We start from the raw sequence: 16,974 nt of genomic DNA on the forward strand, positions 1-16,974 counted from the left end.
GACGACGTAGCGTCGTGGCATGACCTGTATGCGGTTCGCGCGCGTCGCGGTGCCTGGAGGGTGTGGCTGGTGACTCGAACCTGGCAGCGATGGCTGCCCGCCCTCGTCGTCCCGACGCTGATCGGGGCGGGAGCCCTCGTCAACGCCTCCCAGGCCGGCGCCACGGTCGACCTTCCCGACAGGACGGCCGCGCAGGTCCTCGCGATGATCGGCGAGAGCTCCGTCGATGCGCTGTCGGGGACCCTCGAGCAGACCTCCGACCTGGGCCTGCCTGAGCTGCCGACGGAGGCAACCGGTGCGGGCGGCGGCACGGGCACCGGCGGAGCGGCCCTCGAGCTGCTCACGGGGTCGCACACCGCTCGGGTCTACCTGGACGGGCCCAGCCGGTTGCGCGTGCAGGTGCTCGACACGCTGGCGGAGCGGGACGCGATCCGCAACGAGCGTGAGATCTGGCTCTACAGCTCGGCGGACAACGCCGCCACCCACATCGTCGCGCCGGCCGACCAGGCGCCGGCCGACGAGAGTGCGGACCGGACCACGGACGAGCAGACGATGCCCGGTCACGTCGGGACTCCCGCCGAGGTGGCCGAGGAGCTCCTCGCCGCGATCGATCCGAGCACCCGGGTCACCGTGGGCACGGACACCGTGGTCGCCGGCCGGTCGGCGTACGAGCTCGTCCTCACGCCGCGCACGACGCAGACCCTGGTCGGCTCGGTCTCGATCGCGGTCGACTCCGAGACGGGACTGCCGCTGAGCGTGGCCGTCACAGCCCGGGGCCAGGACGAGCCGGCCTTCCGGATCGCGTTCACCCAGATCGACCTGAGCACGCCACCGGCCGCCCGGTTCGAGTTCACGCCACCACCGGGCGCCACCGTGACCGAGCTCGTCCCCGACCTCCCCTCGGCCATCCCGGAGTCGGGGATCCCCGGATCGACCACGTTGCTCGGGATCGGGCGGCCCACGGTCTCGGGCTCGGGCTGGGACGCGGTCGTGGAGATGCCGCTCGGGCTCGCCGCGACCGTCCTGACGGACTCGCCGCTGCTCGAACAGCTGACGCACGCCACCGCAGGCGGTCGTGTGCTCGAGTCCGCACTGATCACCGTCCTCGTCACGGACGACGGCCGGATCCTCGTCGGACCGGTACCGCCGGAGCGGCTTCTGGCCGCGGCCGGCACGCGGTGACCGTTTCGACGCCATCCGTCGACCTCGCGATCGAGACGCACGGGCTGACCAAACGCTTCGGTCATCAGGCCGCCGTCGACGGGATCGACCTGGTCGTGCCCCGGGGGGCGGTGTTCGGGTTCCTCGGGCCGAACGGGTCGGGAAAGACCACCACGATCCGGCTGATGCTGGGCCTGGCCGCGGCCACGAGCGGGGACATCCGGGTGCTCGGCCGGGCCATGCCGCAGAGCCTGCGGGACGTGCTGCCGCGGGTCGGTGCCCTGGTCGAGGGGCCGGCGTTCTACCCCTTCCTGTCCGGTGCAGCGAACCTGCAGCGCCTGGACACCGCCGACCGGTACGCGCCGTCGGCCACCCGGGCCGAGCGCGTGGAGCTGGCGCTGGAGCGGGTCGGCCTCACCCACGCCGCGGGCAAGAAGGTCCGCGCCTACTCGCTCGGGATGAAGCAGCGGCTCGGGATCGCGAACGCCCTGCTGTCACCTCGGGACCTGCTCGTGCTCGACGAGCCGACGAACGGGCTCGATCCGCAGGGCACCCGCGAGGTGCGGAACCTGGTCGCCTCGCTCGCGGCGGACGGCGCCACGGTGTTCGTCTCGAGCCATCTGCTCGCCGAGGTCGAGCAGATGTGCACCCACGCCGCGGTGATGAGCTCGGGCCGGATCGTGGCCCAGGGAACCCTCGCCGACCTGCGCGGCGGGGGCATCGCGCACGTGCGGATCCGCACCCCGGACGGCGCCGAGGCACGGGTCGTGCTCGCCCGCCTGGGGCTCGTGCCGGCACCGCGGGTCGGGGCACCGGACCGCCCGCCCGAGCTCGACGACGTCGTGACCGCACCGCTGCTCGACGACTCGACCGCGTCCGAGGCGATCGTCGCCGCCCTCGTCGCCGCGGGCGTACGGGTGCGGGGCTTCGCCGTGGAGGGTTCCACTCTCGAGGACCGTTTCGTGGCCCTGACCGGGGAGGGGTTCGACGTTGCCCAGTGACCTGGTCGTGCGCCCGGCGCGTCCCGCCGCCGGCTGGGCACTGCTGTCCTCGGAGCTCTCCGTGCTCTTCCGGCGCCGGCGGACCTGGGCGATGCTCGCCGCGCTGGCCGCGATCCCCATCCTCATCGCGGTGGCCGTGCGCCTGTCGTCCTCGCCACCCGCTGCGGGGGAGGGCCCGCCGTTCCTCGACCGCGTGACCCAGAACGGGCTGTTCGTCGGGATCACCGCACTGGTGGTCTCCATCCCGCTGTTCCTGCCGCTCACCGTCGGTGTGGTCGCCGGCGACACGATCGCGGGCGAGGCGAGCCTCGGCACGCTGCGGTACCTGCTCGTCGGCCCCGCCGGGCGCGTCCGGCTGCTGTTCGTGAAGTACGCCGGCGCGGCGGCGTTCTGCCTGGCCGCGACGATGACGGTGATGCTCGCCGGCGCCCTGATCGGCGCCGCGCTGTTCCCGGTGGGCCCGGTGACCCTGCTGTCGGGCGATACCGTCGCAGTCGCCGAGTCCGCTGTTCGTGCGCTGCTCGTCGCGGCCTACGTGACCGTCTCGCTGCTCGGGCTGTCGGCGATCGGGCTGTTCATCTCCACGCTCACCGAGGTGCCCGTCGGCGCGATGGCCGCCACGATCGTCCTGTCCGTCGTGGCCCAGGTGCTCGACTCGCTGAGCCAGCTGGACTGGCTGCACCCCTGGTTGTTCAGCCACTACTGGCTCGGGTTCGCCGACCTGCTGCGCCAGCCGATCTCCTGGGCGTCGTTCGGCGACAACGCTGCGCTCCAGGCTGCGTACGTCCTCGTGTTCGGCGCGCTGGCCTACGGCAGGTTCGTGACGAAGGACGTCTTGACCTGACCTCGTCACGGGAGCCGAGCCGACCTCTGGCACCATCGGGGGGTGATCAGCAACCGCGCGACGTGGCAGCCCAGCACGAGCGTCCTGGCCGGCATCCTCGTTCCCCTGGCCGTGCTGGCGATCGTGGGCATGATCGCGCTGTGGCCGTCGGGGGACTCCGCCACGCACGGGGAGATCGTCGCCGTCGACACCGAGTACCCCGCCGCTCGGGTGACCGGGACGGCCGCGGAGAGGTGTGAGTCCTCGTCGGAGGATCGGCTGGCCGACGGCACCATCCCGGCCCAGGTCGACTGCCTGCGGGTGCAGGCCGTCGTGTCCAGCGGAACTGGGAAGGGACAGGCCGTCGAGGTGTGGGCGACGGCCGGGCTCCGCGCGCAGGACGTACCGATCGGCACCCGGATCACCCTCGAGCACTACGGCGCCACAGCGGGCGAGGCGGAGGCCTGGGCCTGGCACGACTTCGCGCGGACCCTGCCCCTGCTCGTGCTCGCCGCAGCCTTCGCGGCCGTCACGATCGCCGTCGCGCGGATGCGGGGCCTGCGCGCGCTCATCGGCCTTGCCCTCTCGTTCGTGGTGATCGCCTCTTTCATGCTGCCGGCGCTGCTCGCAGGTGAGAATGCGCTCCTGGTCGGACTCGTGGGCTCCACGGTGATCATGTACGTCGTCCTCTACCTCGCACACGGCCTGAGCAGGCGGACCTCGACCGCCCTGCTCGGGACGATGGCGGGCCTCGGGGTGACCGCCGGGCTGGGGGTGATCGCCGCGAGCGCCGCACACATCACCGGGGTCACGTCGGAGGACAGCTTCCGGCTCGCCTCGCTGCTCGGGCAGTCGGACAGCACCGCCCTGCGCGGGATCTTCCTGTGCGGCGTCGTGCTGGCCGGCCTCGGGGTCCTCAACGACGTCACGATCACGCAGGCGTCCGCGGTCTGGGAGCTGCGGTCCGCCGATCCGGAGGCGACCCGCCGCGACCTGTTCACGCAGGCGATGCGCATCGGCCGCGACCACATCGCCTCGACTGTGTACACGATCGCGTTTGCCTATGCGGGCGCCTCGCTCCCGCTGCTGCTGCTCGTCGAGGTCTACCAGCTGCCGCTGGTGCAGACCCTCACGAGCGGGGAGTTCGCCGGCGAGATCGTGCGCACGCTCGTCGGGTCCATCGGGCTGGTCCTCGCGATCCCGCTCACGACGGCGATCGCGGCCCTCGTCGTGACCGCGGACCCCCAGGGGGCTCTGCGCAGACGTCACCGGGAGACCGTGCCGCTCGCACACCACCACTGAGGTCGCCGGACCACCGCGACCGGCCGGCAGCCCGCTTCGGGCCGCCGGCCGGTCGGAGGGCGAAGGTAGGGGGGTGGGCCTGTCGGGTGCTGGGGGCTAGGCCAGCGCCTTGGCCTTGAGCGCCTCGAACTCCGCCGGGGAGATGGCCCCGGCATCGAGGAGCGCCTTGGCCTTCGTGACCTGGTCGACGGACGTTCCGGTGCCCGCCACGTCCTTGATGTAGGACTCCTGCGCCGACTGGATCGCCCGTGCGTTCTGGGCCGAACGCTCGGCCATCCCACCACCGCGCGCGATGAGGTAGATCAGTGCGGTGAGGAAGGGCAGGAATATGAGCGCCAGGATCCACAGCGCCTTGACGAAACCACCGGTCTCCCGATCCCTGAATAGGTCGGCGATGATCGAGAACATCACCATCAGATAGGCGATGAAGGCGAACGAGATGACGATGAACCAGACGATGTCCCAGAATGACATGTCAATTCCTTCCGACGAACATGAACCCACCGCCGCGTGCCGCGACACCTAAATCGTGACACTATTCGCCCAAAACGACCACCGCTGGGCGGGTCGCGGGGCAGCGAGCCCGACTGGTCAAGGACTTCCGCACCGGGGCAAGAACCGGGCAGGATGACGCCATGACCTCACTCGCGATGAATGCGGATGACGTGCCGGCCGGGGGAGTCAAGGAACGCGCTGCCCGCGGAAAGGCCGCGCGCCAGTTCGCGCCGCTCGACGACCATGCCCGGTTCGAACGGTCGCCGACGGTCGACCCGATGGGGATCCTCGCGACCCAGGCGCTGACCCGGGTACCCGAGCTCCTTCCGATCCGGCACGGACGCATGGCCGCGTCCCCGTTCGCCTTCTATCGAGGCGCGGCCGGGATCATGGCCGCCGATCTCTCCTCCACCCCGTCGTCGGGCCTCCGTGCCCAGGTATGCGGCGACGCGCACCTGTCGAACTTCGGGCTCTACCTCGCCCCGGACCGGCGGATGGTCTTCGACGTCAACGACTTCGACGAAACCCTGCCCGGTCCGTGGGAGTGGGACGTCAAGCGCCTTGTCGCCAGCGTGGAGATCGCCGGCCGGGAGCGCGGCTTCACCGACCCCGAGCGACGCAAGATCGCCCTCGCTGCGGGGTCCGGCTACCGGGAGGCCATGCGCGACTTCGCGGGCAGACCCAACGCGTCGGTCTGGTACGCCCGGGTCGACGTCCAGGATCTGCTCCGCCGGCGAAAGTCCGAGCTCACGGCGCGCCAGCGTTCCCGGACGGCGGCCGCAGTGACGAAGGCCGGCCGGCGGGACAGCCTGCAGGCCGCACGGAAGATCACCCGGCTGGTCGACGGTGAACGACGCCTGATCAGTGACCCACCGTTGCTGGTGCCGCTCGAGGACCTGCTCCCCGCGGCGGTCGCGGACGAGACCCTCGCCGGGCTCACCGCGATGCTCAGCGGGTACCGCCGTTCGCTGCAGCACGACCGCCGCGCGCTGCTCGACCAGTTCCGTCTCGCGCACGTCGCGCACAAGGTCGTCGGGGTGGGGAGCGTCGGGACGCGCGCGTGGGTGATCCTCCTGGTCGGCCGCGACGACGACGACGTTCTCCTGCTGCAGGCGAAGGAGGCCCAGCCGTCGGTCCTGGCCCCGTACGTCCGCCCCGGCCGGATCACCCACCAGGGCGAGCGGGTGGTGCGGGGCCAGCACCTGATGCAGGCGGCCACCGACATCTTCCTCGGGACCCAGCGGCTGACCGGACCGCAGGGGGTGCGCCGCGACTTCTACATCCGCCAGCTCCGGGACGGAAAGGGATCGGCCGCGGTCGCCGAGATGATCCCGTCCGGGATGGCGGCCTACGCGCGGTTGTGCGCCTGGACGCTCGCGCGGGCGCACGCACGATCCGGTGATCGGGTCGCCATCGCGGGCTACCTCGGGTCCAGCGGCCGGTTCGAGCGGGCGGTGGCCGACTTCGCGGTCGGGTACGCCGACCAGAACGCGGCCGACCACGCGGCCCTGGTGCGTGCCGTGGCCGCCGGCCAGATCGTCGCGTCCAGCGGCATCTGATCCCGATCGCCCGGAGATGGCGTGCCCTTGCTTCGCACGCGCGGAGGACTTCCGACCACCGCGAGTAGGAGTCACCATCAGGTTGGCAGGCGTCGGAGGGTACCCGGCCAGTAGTGTTCACGAAGGCGTGGAACACGCGGTGCATCGCTGCCACATCGTGGGGGTCTCATGGGCGTCACAGACTCGACCGTCGGACCGGCAGCGAATGAGCCCGGCCCCACGACCCTGAAGCCGAACGCGATCGGATTCGTCGATGCCCTGGTCATCGGGCTCGCAGCCACCTCGCCTGCCTACTCCCTGGCGGCCGTGCTCGGCCCGATCGTGGCCCTCGTCGGGATCAATGCCCCGGGCGTCCTGCTCGCGTCGTTCGTCCCGATGCTGCTGATCGCCTCTGCCTTCTACTACCTGAACCGGGTCGATCAGGACTGCGGCACGACCTTCTCCTGGGTGACCCGTGCCATGGGGCCCTGGTTCGGCTGGATCGGAGGGTGGGCCATCACCCTCACGGGCGTGCTCGTGATCGGTTCGCTCGCCGAGGTGGGGGTGCGGTTCGGCCTGCTCACCGTCGGTCTCGACGGCGTCGCGGAGTCCAAGCTCGCCGTCACGGTCGGTGCGGTCGCGCTGATCCTCGTGATGACCTGTTTCTGCGTCCTGGGGACCGAGCTGTCGGCGCGCGTCCAGAACATCCTCATCCTCGCGCAGGTCGGTTCGCTGCTGGTCTTCGGTCTCGTCGCGCTGATCAAGGTGTCCCAGGGGAACGCCGCCACGGGCGCCCCTGCGATCTCGCTCGCCTGGCTGAACCCGTTCGGGGCGGGCGGCGCGGCGCTGACCGGCGGCCTGCTGCTGGGGGTGTTCGCGTACTGGGGCTGGGAGTCGGCGGTCAACCTCAACGAGGAGACCGAGGACTCGGCGAGCGCGCCCGGCCGGGCCGGGGTCCTGTCGACCGTCATCCTGCTGGTCACCTACGTCGGCGTGGCGATCGCCCTGGTCGCCGCGGTGGGGACCGAGTACCTCACGCAGAACGCCGAAGAGGAGGAGTTCATCTTCGCGTTGATCGCGACCGACATCCTCGGCGGGTGGGACTGGATCGTGCTGCTCGCGGTCACGACGTCGGCGATCGCCTCCACCCAGACGACGATCATCCCGGCCTCCCGGACAGCCCTGTCCATGGCGCGGCGGCAGGCGATCCCGGCGCGGTTCGGTCATGTGAGTCCCCACTACCGCACCCCGGACGTGTCCACCTGGTGGGTCGCCGGTATCGCCATCGTCTGGTACCTCGTGCTCGGCCTGACGAGCGAGAACGCCCTGTTCGACTCCCTCACCGCACTGTCCCTGCTGATCGCGTTCTACTACGCGCTCACCGGCGTCGCCTGCGCCATCTACTACCGCCGGCACCTGCTGGACAGCGCACGCAACCTGATCCTGATCGGCGTCGGACCGGTGGTGGGATCGGTACTGCTCATGTGGCTGCTGGTCGAGTCGGTGATCGACATGTCGGACCCGGCCAACTCCTACACCGGCCAGGCATGGTTCGGGGTGGGGCCGCCGCTCGTCATCGGGGTCGGCGTGTTCGTCATCGGGCTCGCGCTCATGTTCGTGTGGCGGCGCAGGGACGCATCGTTCTGGCAGGAGCGGGCCGGCGTCGCCGACCCGGACCTGGTGCCGCGAGCGAGCAAGGGGAAGTCATGACGATCGTGGTCGGCTACGACGAGACACCAGGTGCCGATCTCGCGCTCGATGCGGCCATCGATCTCGCTGCGACGTACGGGGAGCTGCTCGTCCTCGTGTACGGCGTCGCACCGCCCGGAGTGGTGGGGGAGGAGTTCGCGGCGCACATGGCTGCGGTGGAGGAGATCGGTCGAGCAGCCACGGCCCACGCCCTTGCCCGGGCGACGGCGGCCGGTGTCACGGCCGAGGTCGAGCTCGTCCACGAGAAGCCGGCCGCCGCGCTGCTGTACGTGGCCGATCAGCGCGATGCCCGCATGATCGTCGTCGGCTCGTACGGCGAGAACCCGATCCGCGGGTTCATCCTCGGGTCGACGACGTACAAGGTCCTCAACCAGGCTCAGCGACCGGTGCTGGTCGTCAAGGGCTGACGGTCACCTCAGCGAGCGAGCCGGATCCACCTACTGCGCGGCCGCCAGGACCTTCATGAACTCGCGCATCCACGCCGGGTGATCCGGCCAGGCGCGACCGGAGACCAGATTGCCGTCGACCACCCCGGCCCCGTTCTCGAAGGTGCCACCGCCGAACTCGACGTCCGGCTGGAGCGCCGGGTAGGCCGACGTCGTGCGCCCGACCAGCACGCCCGCGGTGGCGAGCAGCAGCGGACCGTGGCAGAGGGCAGCGACGGGCAGGTTCTTCTCGAAGAAGTAGCGCACGATCTGCTTGGCGTGCTCATCGTTGCGGATGTACTCCGGGGCACGTCCGCCCGGCACGACGACCGCGATGTAGTCGGCCGGATCCACGTCCCGGAACGCCAGGTCCGCATCCCAGGTGTGCCCGAGCTTCTCGGTGTAGGTGTCGAAGCCGTCGACGAAGTCGTGCACGACGAACTGGAGCTTCTTCTTCTCCGGGGCGGCGATGACGACCTCGTACCCCTCCTCGAGCAGGCGCTGGTAGGGGTAGAAGACCTCGAGCGTCTCGGCGGCGTCCCCGGTGAGCATGAGTACCTTGGGCATGTCATACCTCTTCGTATGTCGGAGCGGATTCGTACCGTTTGCATGGATCTGGTCGAAGCCCCACCCTGGCGCGACACGGAGCCGCAGACAACCCCGATGCGCCTTCCGTCGCCCCGGGTCGGGCGGCCCCGCCGGGATGTCTACGCTCGTGCCATGGAAACGCGCAGGCTCGGCAGCAGCGGACTCGCCGTCTCGGTGGTGGGGCTCGGAGCCAACAACCTCGGCCGGGCCGGCACCGCGAGCGAGACCCCGGACGGGGCAGCCGCCGTCGTGCATGCCGCCATCGACGCCGGGATCACGTTCTTCGACACCGCCGACTGCTACGGCAAGTCACCCGGGCTGAGCGAGGACCTGCTCGGCCGCGCGCTGGGTGCTCGGCGCGACGACGTCGTCGTGGCGACCAAGTTCGGGATGGACATGGCCGGCACGGACGGTCCGGACCACGGTGCCCGCGGCTCGCGCAGCTACATCATCCGCGCGGTGGAGGCCTCGCTACGGCGGCTGCGCACCGAGTGGATCGACCTGTACCAGTTCCACACCCCGGACCCGCTGACCCCGATCGACGAGACGCTCGCCGCGTTGGACGCCCTGGTGACCTCCGGGAAGGTCCGGTACCTCGGCCACTCCAACCGCGCCGGCTGGCAGATCGCCGAGGCCGAGTTCGTGGCCCGCAGCGGCGGCTTCACCCGGTTCGTCTCGGCACAGAACCACTACAACCTCCTTGACCGGCGCGCGGAGCTCGAGGTCATCCCCGCGGCGCACGCCTACGGACTGGGCGTGCTGCCGTACTTCCCGCTCGCCAACGGACTGCTCACCGGCAAGTATCGCGGGGGCACGGCGCCGCAGGGGAGTCGGCTCACGCGGTCGCGCACGCAGCTGCTGCAGTCGACGGACTTCGGGCAGCTCGACCGTTTCGGCGACTTCGCCCGGGCCCGCGGGCTCACCGAGGTCGCGGTCGCGTTCTCGTGGCTCGCGAGCCAGCCCGCCGTCGCCAGCGTGATCGCCGGGGCGACGACCCCGGCGCAGGTCGGCCAGAACGCGGGGTCCGCCGGCTGGGTGCCGTCGGCGCAGGACCTGATCGAGCTCGACGAGATCTTCCCGCGGCCCGCCAAGGTCGCGCTCTTCTGATCGGACACTGATCCCCCAAGACCGCGCCGCGGGTGACCGTCCGGCCCTACGCTGCGACCTATGGCCAAGAGCGCGAAGGTCCGCCAGTCCGCGAAGAAGTCCGCCAAGACGACCGCGTCGAACCGGTTGCCCAAGAAGCTCTACGAAGAAGAGCTCTTCCGGCTCCAGGCCGAGCTCGTCACGATGCAGGAATGGGTCCGCACCGAGGGCAAGCGCGTCGTGATCATCTTCGAAGGCCGCGACGCCGCCGGTAAGGGCAGCACCATCAAACGCGTCACGCAGTACCTCAACCCGCGCGTCGCCCGCATCGCCGCACTGCCCGCCCCGAGCGACCGCGAGCGCACGCAGTGGTACTTCCAGCGCTACGTCGACCAGCTTCCGGCCGCCGGCGAGATCGTCCTGTTCGACCGGTCCTGGTACAACCGCGCCGGTGTCGAGCGGGTGATGGGCTTCTGCACGAACGACGAGTACCACCGGTTCCTGCACCAGTGCCCGATCTTCGAGCGGATGCTCGTCGAGGACGGCGTGATCCTGCGCAAGTACTGGTTCTCCGTGAGCGACTCCGAGCAGGAGGCCCGGTTCCGCTCGCGCCTCGAGGACCCGATGCGGCGGTGGAAGCTGTCGCCGATGGACCTGCAGTCCATCACCCGCTGGGAGGAGTACTCCCGGGCGAAGGACCAGATGATGGTGCACACGAGCATCCCCGAGGCGCGCTGGTCGGTGGTCGAGAGCGACGACAAGCGGCGGGCGCGGCTCAACATGATCCAGCACCTGCTCTCGACGATCGACTACCGCGAGGTCATCCGGCTCCCGCTCGACCTGCCGCCGCGGCCGCCGTCCACCGGCTACGTCCGACCGCCGCGCGACCCCGAGGACTACGTGCCCAACCACGCCGACACCCTGCTGACCTGAGGACGGGCCCGGGCAGAGGCCCGGGCAGAAACGGGGCACACTGCACGCGTGGCCGATGACCCGATCCTGCGGCTCCTGGCCGACCCGCCCGACCTGCCTGTCCGCTTCGGGCTTCCTGCCTTCGCCGACGCCGTCCGGTCCCGCGGCCTGGCGGTGCTGCACGCCCCGCCCGGCACCGGCAAGACCACCCTCGTGCCGCCCGCGCTGGCCACCCTGGTGCACGGCCGCGTGGTGGTCACCCAGCCGCGCCGGATCGCGGTGCGCGCCGCGGCGCGTCGGCTCGCCCAGCTGCTGGGGGAGCCGGTCGGCCAGAGTGTCGGGTACGCCGTTCGGGGCGAGCGCCGCAGCAGCGCCGCGACCCGTATCGAGGTGGTCACCACGGGGGTGCTGCTGCGCCGCCTGCAGCACGATCCCGAGCTGCCCGGGGTCGACGCCGTCATCCTCGACGAGTGCCACGAGCGGCACCTCGACGCCGACCTCGCCCTCGCGCTGCTCGTCGACATCCGCGGAAACCTGCGCGAGGACCTCACCCTCGTGGCGATGTCGGCCACCGTCGAGGCGGCGCGCACCGCCGCCCTGCTCGGGGGCGACGAGCCCGCCCCGGTGATCGCCGTGGCCGGGTCGCTCTTCGACGTCGCCGAGGTCTGGTGCCCCCCACCGCCGTACGCCAAGCGCACCGACGACCGCGGCGTCACGCCGGGGTTCCTCGACCACGTCGCAGCGTGCGTGCGGCGCGCCCTGACCGAGCGGGCGGGCGACGTGCTCGTCTTCGTCCCCGGCGCCGGGGAGGTCAACGGGACGGCGCGCCGCCTGGCCGGTGTCGACGCCGACATCCGCCCGCTCCACGGCCGGCTCTCGCACCGCGAGCAGGACCTGGCGCTGACCGCGGGCACGCGTCGGCGCGTGGTGATCGCCACCGCCGTGGCCGAGTCCTCGCTCACCGTGCCCGGGGTGCGGATCGTGGTCGACGCCGGCCTCGCGCGCCAGCCGCGGACCGATCACCGGCGGGGGCTGGCCGGACTGGTCACCGTCAGCGTGAGCCGATCGGGCGCGACGCAGCGGGCCGGGCGGGCCGGGCGTGAGGCGCCCGGAGCGGTCTACCGCTGCTGGTCTGCCGCCGACCATCGCCTGCTGCCCGAGCACCCCGAACCCGAGATCGCCACCGCCGACCTGACGGCGTTCGCCCTCGAGCTCGCCTGCTGGGGCAGTCCGTCGGGTGCGGGGCTGGCGTTGATGGACCCGCCACCGGCGCCCGCGATGGCGGCCGCCCGCACCACCCTGCTCGGGCTGGGCGCCGTCGGGGCCGATGGACGCGTCACGGCGCGCGGCCGGGTCATCGCCGGGATCGGCGCGGACCCCCGCCTGGCCCGCGCCCTGCTGGACGCCGCGGCGGTCATCGGCGCGCGCCGGGCGGCCGACGTCGTCGCCATGCTCTCCGACGACGTCCGCACGCCCGACGGCGATCTCGTCGCCGCGCTGCGCGGCCTGCGGCGCGGGGGACCGGAGGCGTCGGCCTGGTCGGCCCAGGCCAACCGCCTGCACAGCGCCCTGCCCGCCGGCGTCGGCCGCACGCCGACCGAGGGGGGCCTGACCGACGACCTCGCCGTCGGGCTGGTCGTCGCGCTGGCGCACCCCGACCGGATCGCGCGCCGCCGATCGAGCGGGGCCGCGTACCTGATGACGTCGGGCACCGGGGCGACCCTGCCGGCGGGCTCCGCGCTGACCGGGCTGGCGTGGCTCGCGATCGCCGACGCCGACCGGGGCGCCGGGCGCCGCGACGCGACCGTGCGCTCCGCGGCCCCGCTCGACGAGAGCCTCGCGACCGAGGCGGCGTCGTCGCTGCTGCGCGAGGACGCCACGGTGGCGTGGACCGACGGCCGGATCGTGGCCCGCCGCACCACGCTGCTCGGAGCGATCGAGCTGTCCTTCCAGGCGTTCACCGACCCCCCGCGAGACCTCGTCGTGGCCGCCGTGCGCGACGGGCTCGACCGCGACGGGCTGTCCCTCCTGCCGTGGTCGGCGAGCGCAGCGTCCCTGCGCCGGCGGCTGGCCTTCCTGCACTCCGCGCTCGGCGAACCCTGGCCGGACGTCGGGGACGAGGCGCTGCTGACCGACCTCGAGGTCTGGCTGGGTCCCGACCTGGCGCGCATCAAGGGCGTGCGTGACCTGCAGCGGATCAACGTCACCGCGGCCCTGCGCCGACTGCTGCCCTGGCCCCAGGCCGGGCGCCTTGACGAGCTCGCCCCCGAGCGCGTCGAGGTCCCCAGCGGCGCGAGCGTGCAGGTCGACTACGCAGCCGACCAGCCGGTCCTCGCGGTACGCGTCCAGGAGGTGTTCGGCTGGCGGCGCACCCCCCGGCTCGCGGACGGCCGGGTGCCCCTGCTCCTGCACCTGCTGTCGCCGGCGCGCCGCCCGGCCGCCGTCACGGCCGACCTGGAGTCGTTCTGGCGCACCGGCTACCCCCAGGTGCGGGCCGAGCTGCGCCGGCGGTATCCGAAGCACGCGTGGCCGGACGACCCGTTGACCGCGGTGCCGAGCCGCGGACCGCGCCGCCCACCCCGGGGCTAGGCTCCACGATCTGCCGACCGAAGGACGTCCTCCCATGAACACCGACCTGTTGCTCGACGGCGTCCCGACCGTCGCGGCGGTCTTCGCGACCGTCGCGGCCCTGATCCACGTGTACATCTTCGTGCTCGAGAGCATCCTGTGGACGACGCCCCGCGCGCGGGCGACGTTCGGCATCCGGTCGGAGCAGGAGGCCGCCGCGACGCGTGCCCTGGCGTTCAACCAGGGTTGGTACAACCTGTTCCTCGCGATCGGGACGGGCATGGGTCTGGTGCTGGCCGGATCCGCGACCGACGTCGTCCGGGCCGCGGGGGTCGGCGTCCTGCTGCTGGCCACTGCGTCGATGGTGTGCGCGGCCCTCGTCCTGGTGATCAGCAACCCCCGGATGGCACGCGGTGCGGCGGTGCAGGGACTCGCCCCGCTGATCGCGGTGGCCGTGACGGTCGCCCACGGTCTCGCCTGAGTACGCTCGGGCGTCGTGGCACAGGCGAGCGCACCGCAGGAGGACGCAGCGCAGCCGACGTGGCTCACCCGCGGCGTGGGCAGCATCGGCGCGGCGTCGTTCTTCAGTGATGCCGGGCACGAGATGGCGACGAGCGTGCTGCCGACGTTCCTCGCGACGACAATGCACGGTGGGCCGGGGGTGCTCGGCGCGATCGAGGGGACCTCGAACGCGCTGATCGGGTTGAGCAAGCTCGCCGGCGGGCCGCTGGCGAACGACCCGGAGCGTCGCGGCCGCATCGCCTCCGGCGGGTATCTCGTGACCGCCGTCGCGACGTCGGCCATCGGGCTCACCACCGCGGTGTGGCAGGTCGGGGCGCTGCGATCGCTCGCCTGGATGTCTCGCGGCCTGCGCTCGCCCTCGCGGGACACCCTGCTCATGTCGCTGGTCCCCCGGGAGGCGTACGGGCGCGCGTCCGGGGTGGAGCGGGCGGGCGACAACGCCGGCGCGATCGTCGGCCCCTTGCTCGCGGCGGTGCTCGTCGGGGTGGTGGGCGTGCGGCACACCATCTTGCTCGCGTTGGTCCCCGGGGTCTTCGCCGCCCTCGCGATCACGGTTGCCGTCCGGGAGGCCCGCCGCGGGCTCGCGCCCGTGCAGGCCAGACGCGCGCTGTCGTTCAACCTGCGCGAGCTGCGCGCGGCCGGGCTGGTGCGCGTCCTCGCCCCGGTCGCGCTCTTCGAGGTCGGCAACATGGCGACCACGCTGCTCATCCTGCGCGCGACCGACCTGCTGCACTCCGGCGGCCGGTCCCTGGCGGCCGCGACCAGCGTGGCGATCGTGCTCTACGCGGCGCACAACGGTGCCGCCACGGTCGCCGCGCTCGGTGGCGGGCACCTGTCCGACCGGCGCGGCCCCCGGGTGGTGTTCGCCGCCGGATGCGCCAGCTACGTCGCGGCCTACGCGGTGTTCGCCTGGGACCAGACGGCCTGGCCGGTGCTCCTCGCCGCGTTCGTGCTCGCCGGCGTGGGGATCGGCCTCGCCGAGACGGCGGAGTCGACCGTCGTGGCGCTGATGCTCCCCGACCGGTTGCGCGGCAACGGCTTCGGCGTCCTCGGGCTGGTCCAGTCGATGGGCGCGCTCGCCGCGTCACTGGTCGTGGGTTTCCTCTGGACCGTCGCGTCCCCGACACTGGCCTTCGGCTACGCGGCGGCCTGGATGATGGCGGCCGTGGTCGTCACCGTCCTGGTCGTCCGTCCCACGACCCCGGCCGCGGCGGAGGCCTCCGCGTGACCGACCCGAGATCCACCCTCACCACCGAGACGGGAGCAAGCCCACCGATGTCCGCGCTCCGCACGCCGACCCGCCCGCGGGTGTGGGACGTGACGCTCACGATCGCCGCCGGTGGGGCGCTCGGTGCGATGGCCCGGTACGGCGTGGCCACGGCGTGGCCGCACGCGCCGGGGGCCTTCCCGTGGGCGACCTTCGGCGTGAACGTGCTCGGTTGCCTGCTGATCGGCGCCCTCATGGTGGTCCTCACCGAGATCGTCGGCCGCCCGCACCGCCTGACCCGGCCGTTCCTCGGGGTGGGGATCCTCGGCGGTTTCACCACCTTCTCGACCTACGCCGTCGAGGTCGACCGGCTGGTGGCCGGCGGCCAGCTCGAGCTCGCGCTGGCCTACCTGTTCGGCACCGTGGCCGCCGCCCTGCTCGCGGTCCAGGTCGGCATCGTCGCGACCCGGCTCGCCACCCGCGCCCTCACCCTCGTCCTCACCCGTGCTCGAACCCGGAAGGGAACGCCCGCATGAAACCCCACGAGATGGCGCTGCGCCTGACGATCTACCTGGGCGAGGCCGACCAGTGGCACCACCGGCCCGTCTACACGGAGATCGTGCACCGGGCGCACGCCGCCGGGCTGGCGGGGGCGGCGGTGTTCCGGGGGTTCGAGGGGTTCGGGGCTTCGCACCACATCCACACCACCCGGATGCTCAGCGTGAGCGAGCACCTGCCGGTGACCGTGGTGATCGTGGACACCGAGGACCGTGTCCGCGCCTTCCTGCCCCAGCTCGACGAGCTCATCCAGACGGGTCTGGCGATCCTCGACCCGGTCGAGGTCGTGCGGTACGTCGGCCGCCGGACGCAGGCGCCCGCGTCGTGACCCTCCTGCTCGTCGCGCTGGGCGCCGCCGTCGGGGCGCCGCTGCGGTACTTCACCGACCGCGCCGTCCAGGCGCGCCACGACTCGGTCTTCCCCTGGGGCACGCTCGCCGTGAACGTGGTCGGCTCGCTGGTGCTCGGGCTCCTGCTCGGCGGCGCCGCCGCGGGTGGGATCCCGGCCGCGGTCGTGACGGCCGTGGGCGTCGGGTTCTGCGGTGCCCTGACGACGTACAGCACGTTCGGCTACGAGACCGTCCGGCTCGCGGAGGGCGGTTCGCTGCTGTACGGGTCCGCGAACATCGTCGTCAGCCTGGCGGCCGGGCTCGGCGCCGCGTGGCTCGGGCTCGCCGTCGCCGGCGCCATCTGGACCTGAGCCGCACCACGTGACCGCTACAACGCGGCCCGCCGGTCGGCGGTGACTCCGGACGGGACCGTCGAGGCGGCCCACGCGGACACGTCGGTGCAGCCCTCGGCGCAGTACAGGCCACAGGCCGGGCAGACCCATACGAGGTGACGCCGCTCGACCGTGCACACGCACGACACCGAGCGCTCCGAGGGGCGCCCGGGACCGTCCACCGTCCATCGGTGACCGCGCGGGCAGCCCGACGGCGGGATGAGCTCCCACCCGCGTGCGGTCTGCCGCCATCGCGACCAGTCAACGTCCGGCATCGAACAAGTGTACTGTGTCGCTTAGCGTGGATATGGCACGCTCAAGATTGTCCGCTCAGGACCACAAAGACGGAGTTGCGGCA

At 72.3% G+C, this 16,974-nt stretch carries 18 protein-coding genes; 15 read left to right on the plus strand and 3 right to left on the minus strand.

Annotated elements, in window-relative coordinates; genetic code table 11:
• Nucleotides 1-69: 69 nt before the first annotated feature.
• From EUA98_RS15360 to EUA98_RS15375, 4 genes are read left to right on the plus strand one after another with little or no spacing between them, the layout of a single operon-like run.
• Complete coding sequence (locus tag EUA98_RS15360; RefSeq protein WP_130103573.1) at nt 70-1,182, plus strand: LolA family protein; 1,113 nt, start codon at nt 70-72, stop codon at nt 1,180-1,182.
• Entirely contained in the window at nt 1,179-2,162 is a 984-nt protein-coding gene (locus EUA98_RS15365; protein WP_130103574.1) for an ABC transporter ATP-binding protein, read from the plus strand. The genes EUA98_RS15360 and EUA98_RS15365 overlap by 4 nt, the downstream gene beginning before the upstream one ends.
• A complete protein-coding gene (locus EUA98_RS15370; protein ID WP_130103575.1) occupies nt 2,152-3,006 on the plus strand; it encodes an ABC transporter permease in 855 nt (284 codons plus the stop codon). Before EUA98_RS15365 ends, EUA98_RS15370 begins: the two co-directional genes overlap by 11 nt.
• 42 nt (nt 3,007-3,048) lie before the next feature.
• Entirely contained in the window at nt 3,049-4,287 is a 1,239-nt protein-coding gene (locus tag EUA98_RS15375; RefSeq protein ID WP_242511578.1) for a YibE/F family protein, read from the plus strand.
• Nucleotides 4,288-4,383: 96 nt separating this feature from the next.
• Here the strand turns inward: EUA98_RS15375 and EUA98_RS15380 are convergent, their stop codons facing one another.
• The gene (locus EUA98_RS15380; RefSeq protein WP_130103576.1) at nt 4,384-4,761 is read right to left on the minus strand and encodes an SHOCT domain-containing protein; all 378 of its coding nucleotides are present in this window, start codon (nt 4,759-4,761) and stop codon (nt 4,384-4,386) included.
• Nucleotides 4,762-4,922: 161 nt separating this feature from the next.
• Here EUA98_RS15380 and EUA98_RS15385 point away from each other — a divergent pair, with 161 nt between their 5' ends.
• The 3 genes from EUA98_RS15385 to EUA98_RS15395 all read left to right on the plus strand — a co-directional run bounded on the left by EUA98_RS15385 (nt 4,923) and on the right by EUA98_RS15395 (nt 8,437).
• Complete coding sequence (locus EUA98_RS15385; protein ID WP_130103577.1) at nt 4,923-6,341, plus strand: DUF2252 domain-containing protein; 1,419 nt, start codon at nt 4,923-4,925, stop codon at nt 6,339-6,341.
• 168 nt (nt 6,342-6,509) lie between these two features.
• Entirely contained in the window at nt 6,510-8,030 is a 1,521-nt protein-coding gene (locus EUA98_RS15390) for an APC family permease (protein ID WP_130103578.1), read from the plus strand.
• A complete protein-coding gene (locus EUA98_RS15395) occupies nt 8,027-8,437 on the plus strand; it encodes a universal stress protein (protein WP_130103579.1) in 411 nt (136 codons plus the stop codon). The genes EUA98_RS15390 and EUA98_RS15395 overlap by 4 nt, the downstream gene beginning before the upstream one ends.
• A gap of 30 nt (nt 8,438-8,467) precedes the next feature.
• On the opposite strand, the gene EUA98_RS15400 is transcribed toward EUA98_RS15395, so the two are convergent.
• The gene (locus tag EUA98_RS15400; RefSeq protein ID WP_130103580.1) at nt 8,468-9,022 is read right to left on the minus strand and encodes a DJ-1/PfpI family protein; all 555 of its coding nucleotides are present in this window, start codon (nt 9,020-9,022) and stop codon (nt 8,468-8,470) included.
• Nucleotides 9,023-9,175: 153 nt separating this feature from the next.
• Here EUA98_RS15400 and EUA98_RS15405 point away from each other — a divergent pair, with 153 nt between their 5' ends.
• The 8 genes from EUA98_RS15405 to crcB are packed head-to-tail and all read left to right on the plus strand — an operon-like array spanning nt 9,176 to nt 16,595.
• Nucleotides 9,176-10,150, plus strand: a complete 975-nt coding sequence (locus EUA98_RS15405; protein WP_130103581.1) for an aldo/keto reductase — start codon at nt 9,176-9,178, stop codon at nt 10,148-10,150.
• 60 nt (nt 10,151-10,210) lie between these two features.
• Nucleotides 10,211-11,062, plus strand: coding sequence for a polyphosphate kinase 2 (gene ppk2 / locus EUA98_RS15410; RefSeq protein ID WP_130103582.1), 852 nt, complete (start codon nt 10,211-10,213; stop codon nt 11,060-11,062).
• A gap of 48 nt (nt 11,063-11,110) precedes the next feature.
• On the plus strand, nt 11,111-13,630 hold the full coding sequence (hrpB, locus tag EUA98_RS15415; RefSeq protein WP_130103583.1) for an ATP-dependent helicase HrpB: 2,520 nt from the start codon (nt 11,111-11,113) through the stop codon (nt 13,628-13,630).
• Between the two features lie 34 nt (nt 13,631-13,664).
• The gene (locus tag EUA98_RS15420) at nt 13,665-14,090 is read left to right on the plus strand and encodes a DUF1304 domain-containing protein (protein WP_130103584.1); all 426 of its coding nucleotides are present in this window, start codon (nt 13,665-13,667) and stop codon (nt 14,088-14,090) included.
• 15 nt (nt 14,091-14,105) lie between these two features.
• Entirely contained in the window at nt 14,106-15,359 is a 1,254-nt protein-coding gene (locus EUA98_RS15425; RefSeq protein WP_130103585.1) for an MFS transporter, read from the plus strand.
• A 47-nt stretch (nt 15,360-15,406) separates the two neighbouring features.
• Nucleotides 15,407-15,874, plus strand: coding sequence for a fluoride efflux transporter FluC (locus EUA98_RS15430; protein WP_130103586.1), 468 nt, complete (start codon nt 15,407-15,409; stop codon nt 15,872-15,874).
• Complete coding sequence (locus EUA98_RS15435) at nt 15,871-16,224, plus strand: DUF190 domain-containing protein (protein ID WP_130103587.1); 354 nt, start codon at nt 15,871-15,873, stop codon at nt 16,222-16,224. Before EUA98_RS15430 ends, EUA98_RS15435 begins: the two co-directional genes overlap by 4 nt.
• Nucleotides 16,221-16,595 (plus strand): fluoride efflux transporter CrcB, encoded by a 375-nt coding sequence (gene crcB / locus EUA98_RS15440; protein ID WP_130103588.1) that lies wholly within the window; start codon nt 16,221-16,223, stop codon nt 16,593-16,595. Before EUA98_RS15435 ends, crcB begins: the two co-directional genes overlap by 4 nt.
• Before the next feature lie 17 nt (nt 16,596-16,612).
• Here the strand turns inward: crcB and EUA98_RS15445 are convergent, their stop codons facing one another.
• Nucleotides 16,613-16,891, minus strand: a complete 279-nt coding sequence (locus tag EUA98_RS15445; RefSeq protein ID WP_130103589.1) for a hypothetical protein — start codon at nt 16,889-16,891, stop codon at nt 16,613-16,615.
• Between the last annotated feature and the right edge of the window lie 83 nt (nt 16,892-16,974).

Source organism: Pengzhenrongella frigida, assembly GCF_004168625.1.
In the GTDB taxonomy this organism is placed as follows: Bacteria; Actinomycetota; Actinomycetes; order Actinomycetales; family Cellulomonadaceae; genus Pengzhenrongella; species Pengzhenrongella frigida.

Coding starts and splice junctions, on each gene's coding strand:
- EUA98_RS15380 (WP_130103576.1), bottom strand. CDS start 4,761: ATGTCATTCTGGGACATCGTCTGGTTCATCGTCATCTCGTTCGCCTTC.
- EUA98_RS15385 (WP_130103577.1), top strand. CDS start 4,923: ATGACCTCACTCGCGATGAATGCGGATGACGTGCCGGCCGGGGGAGTC.
- EUA98_RS15390 (WP_130103578.1), top strand. CDS start 6,510: ATGGGCGTCACAGACTCGACCGTCGGACCGGCAGCGAATGAGCCCGGC.
- EUA98_RS15395 (WP_130103579.1), top strand. CDS start 8,027: ATGACGATCGTGGTCGGCTACGACGAGACACCAGGTGCCGATCTCGCG.
- EUA98_RS15400 (WP_130103580.1), bottom strand. CDS start 9,022: ATGCCCAAGGTACTCATGCTCACCGGGGACGCCGCCGAGACGCTCGAG.
- EUA98_RS15405 (WP_130103581.1), top strand. CDS start 9,176: ATGGAAACGCGCAGGCTCGGCAGCAGCGGACTCGCCGTCTCGGTGGTG.
- ppk2 (WP_130103582.1), top strand. CDS start 10,211: ATGGCCAAGAGCGCGAAGGTCCGCCAGTCCGCGAAGAAGTCCGCCAAG.
- EUA98_RS15420 (WP_130103584.1), top strand. CDS start 13,665: ATGAACACCGACCTGTTGCTCGACGGCGTCCCGACCGTCGCGGCGGTC.
- EUA98_RS15430 (WP_130103586.1), top strand. CDS start 15,407: ATGTCCGCGCTCCGCACGCCGACCCGCCCGCGGGTGTGGGACGTGACG.
- EUA98_RS15435 (WP_130103587.1), top strand. CDS start 15,871: ATGAAACCCCACGAGATGGCGCTGCGCCTGACGATCTACCTGGGCGAG.
- EUA98_RS15445 (WP_130103589.1), bottom strand. CDS start 16,891: ATGCCGGACGTTGACTGGTCGCGATGGCGGCAGACCGCACGCGGGTGG.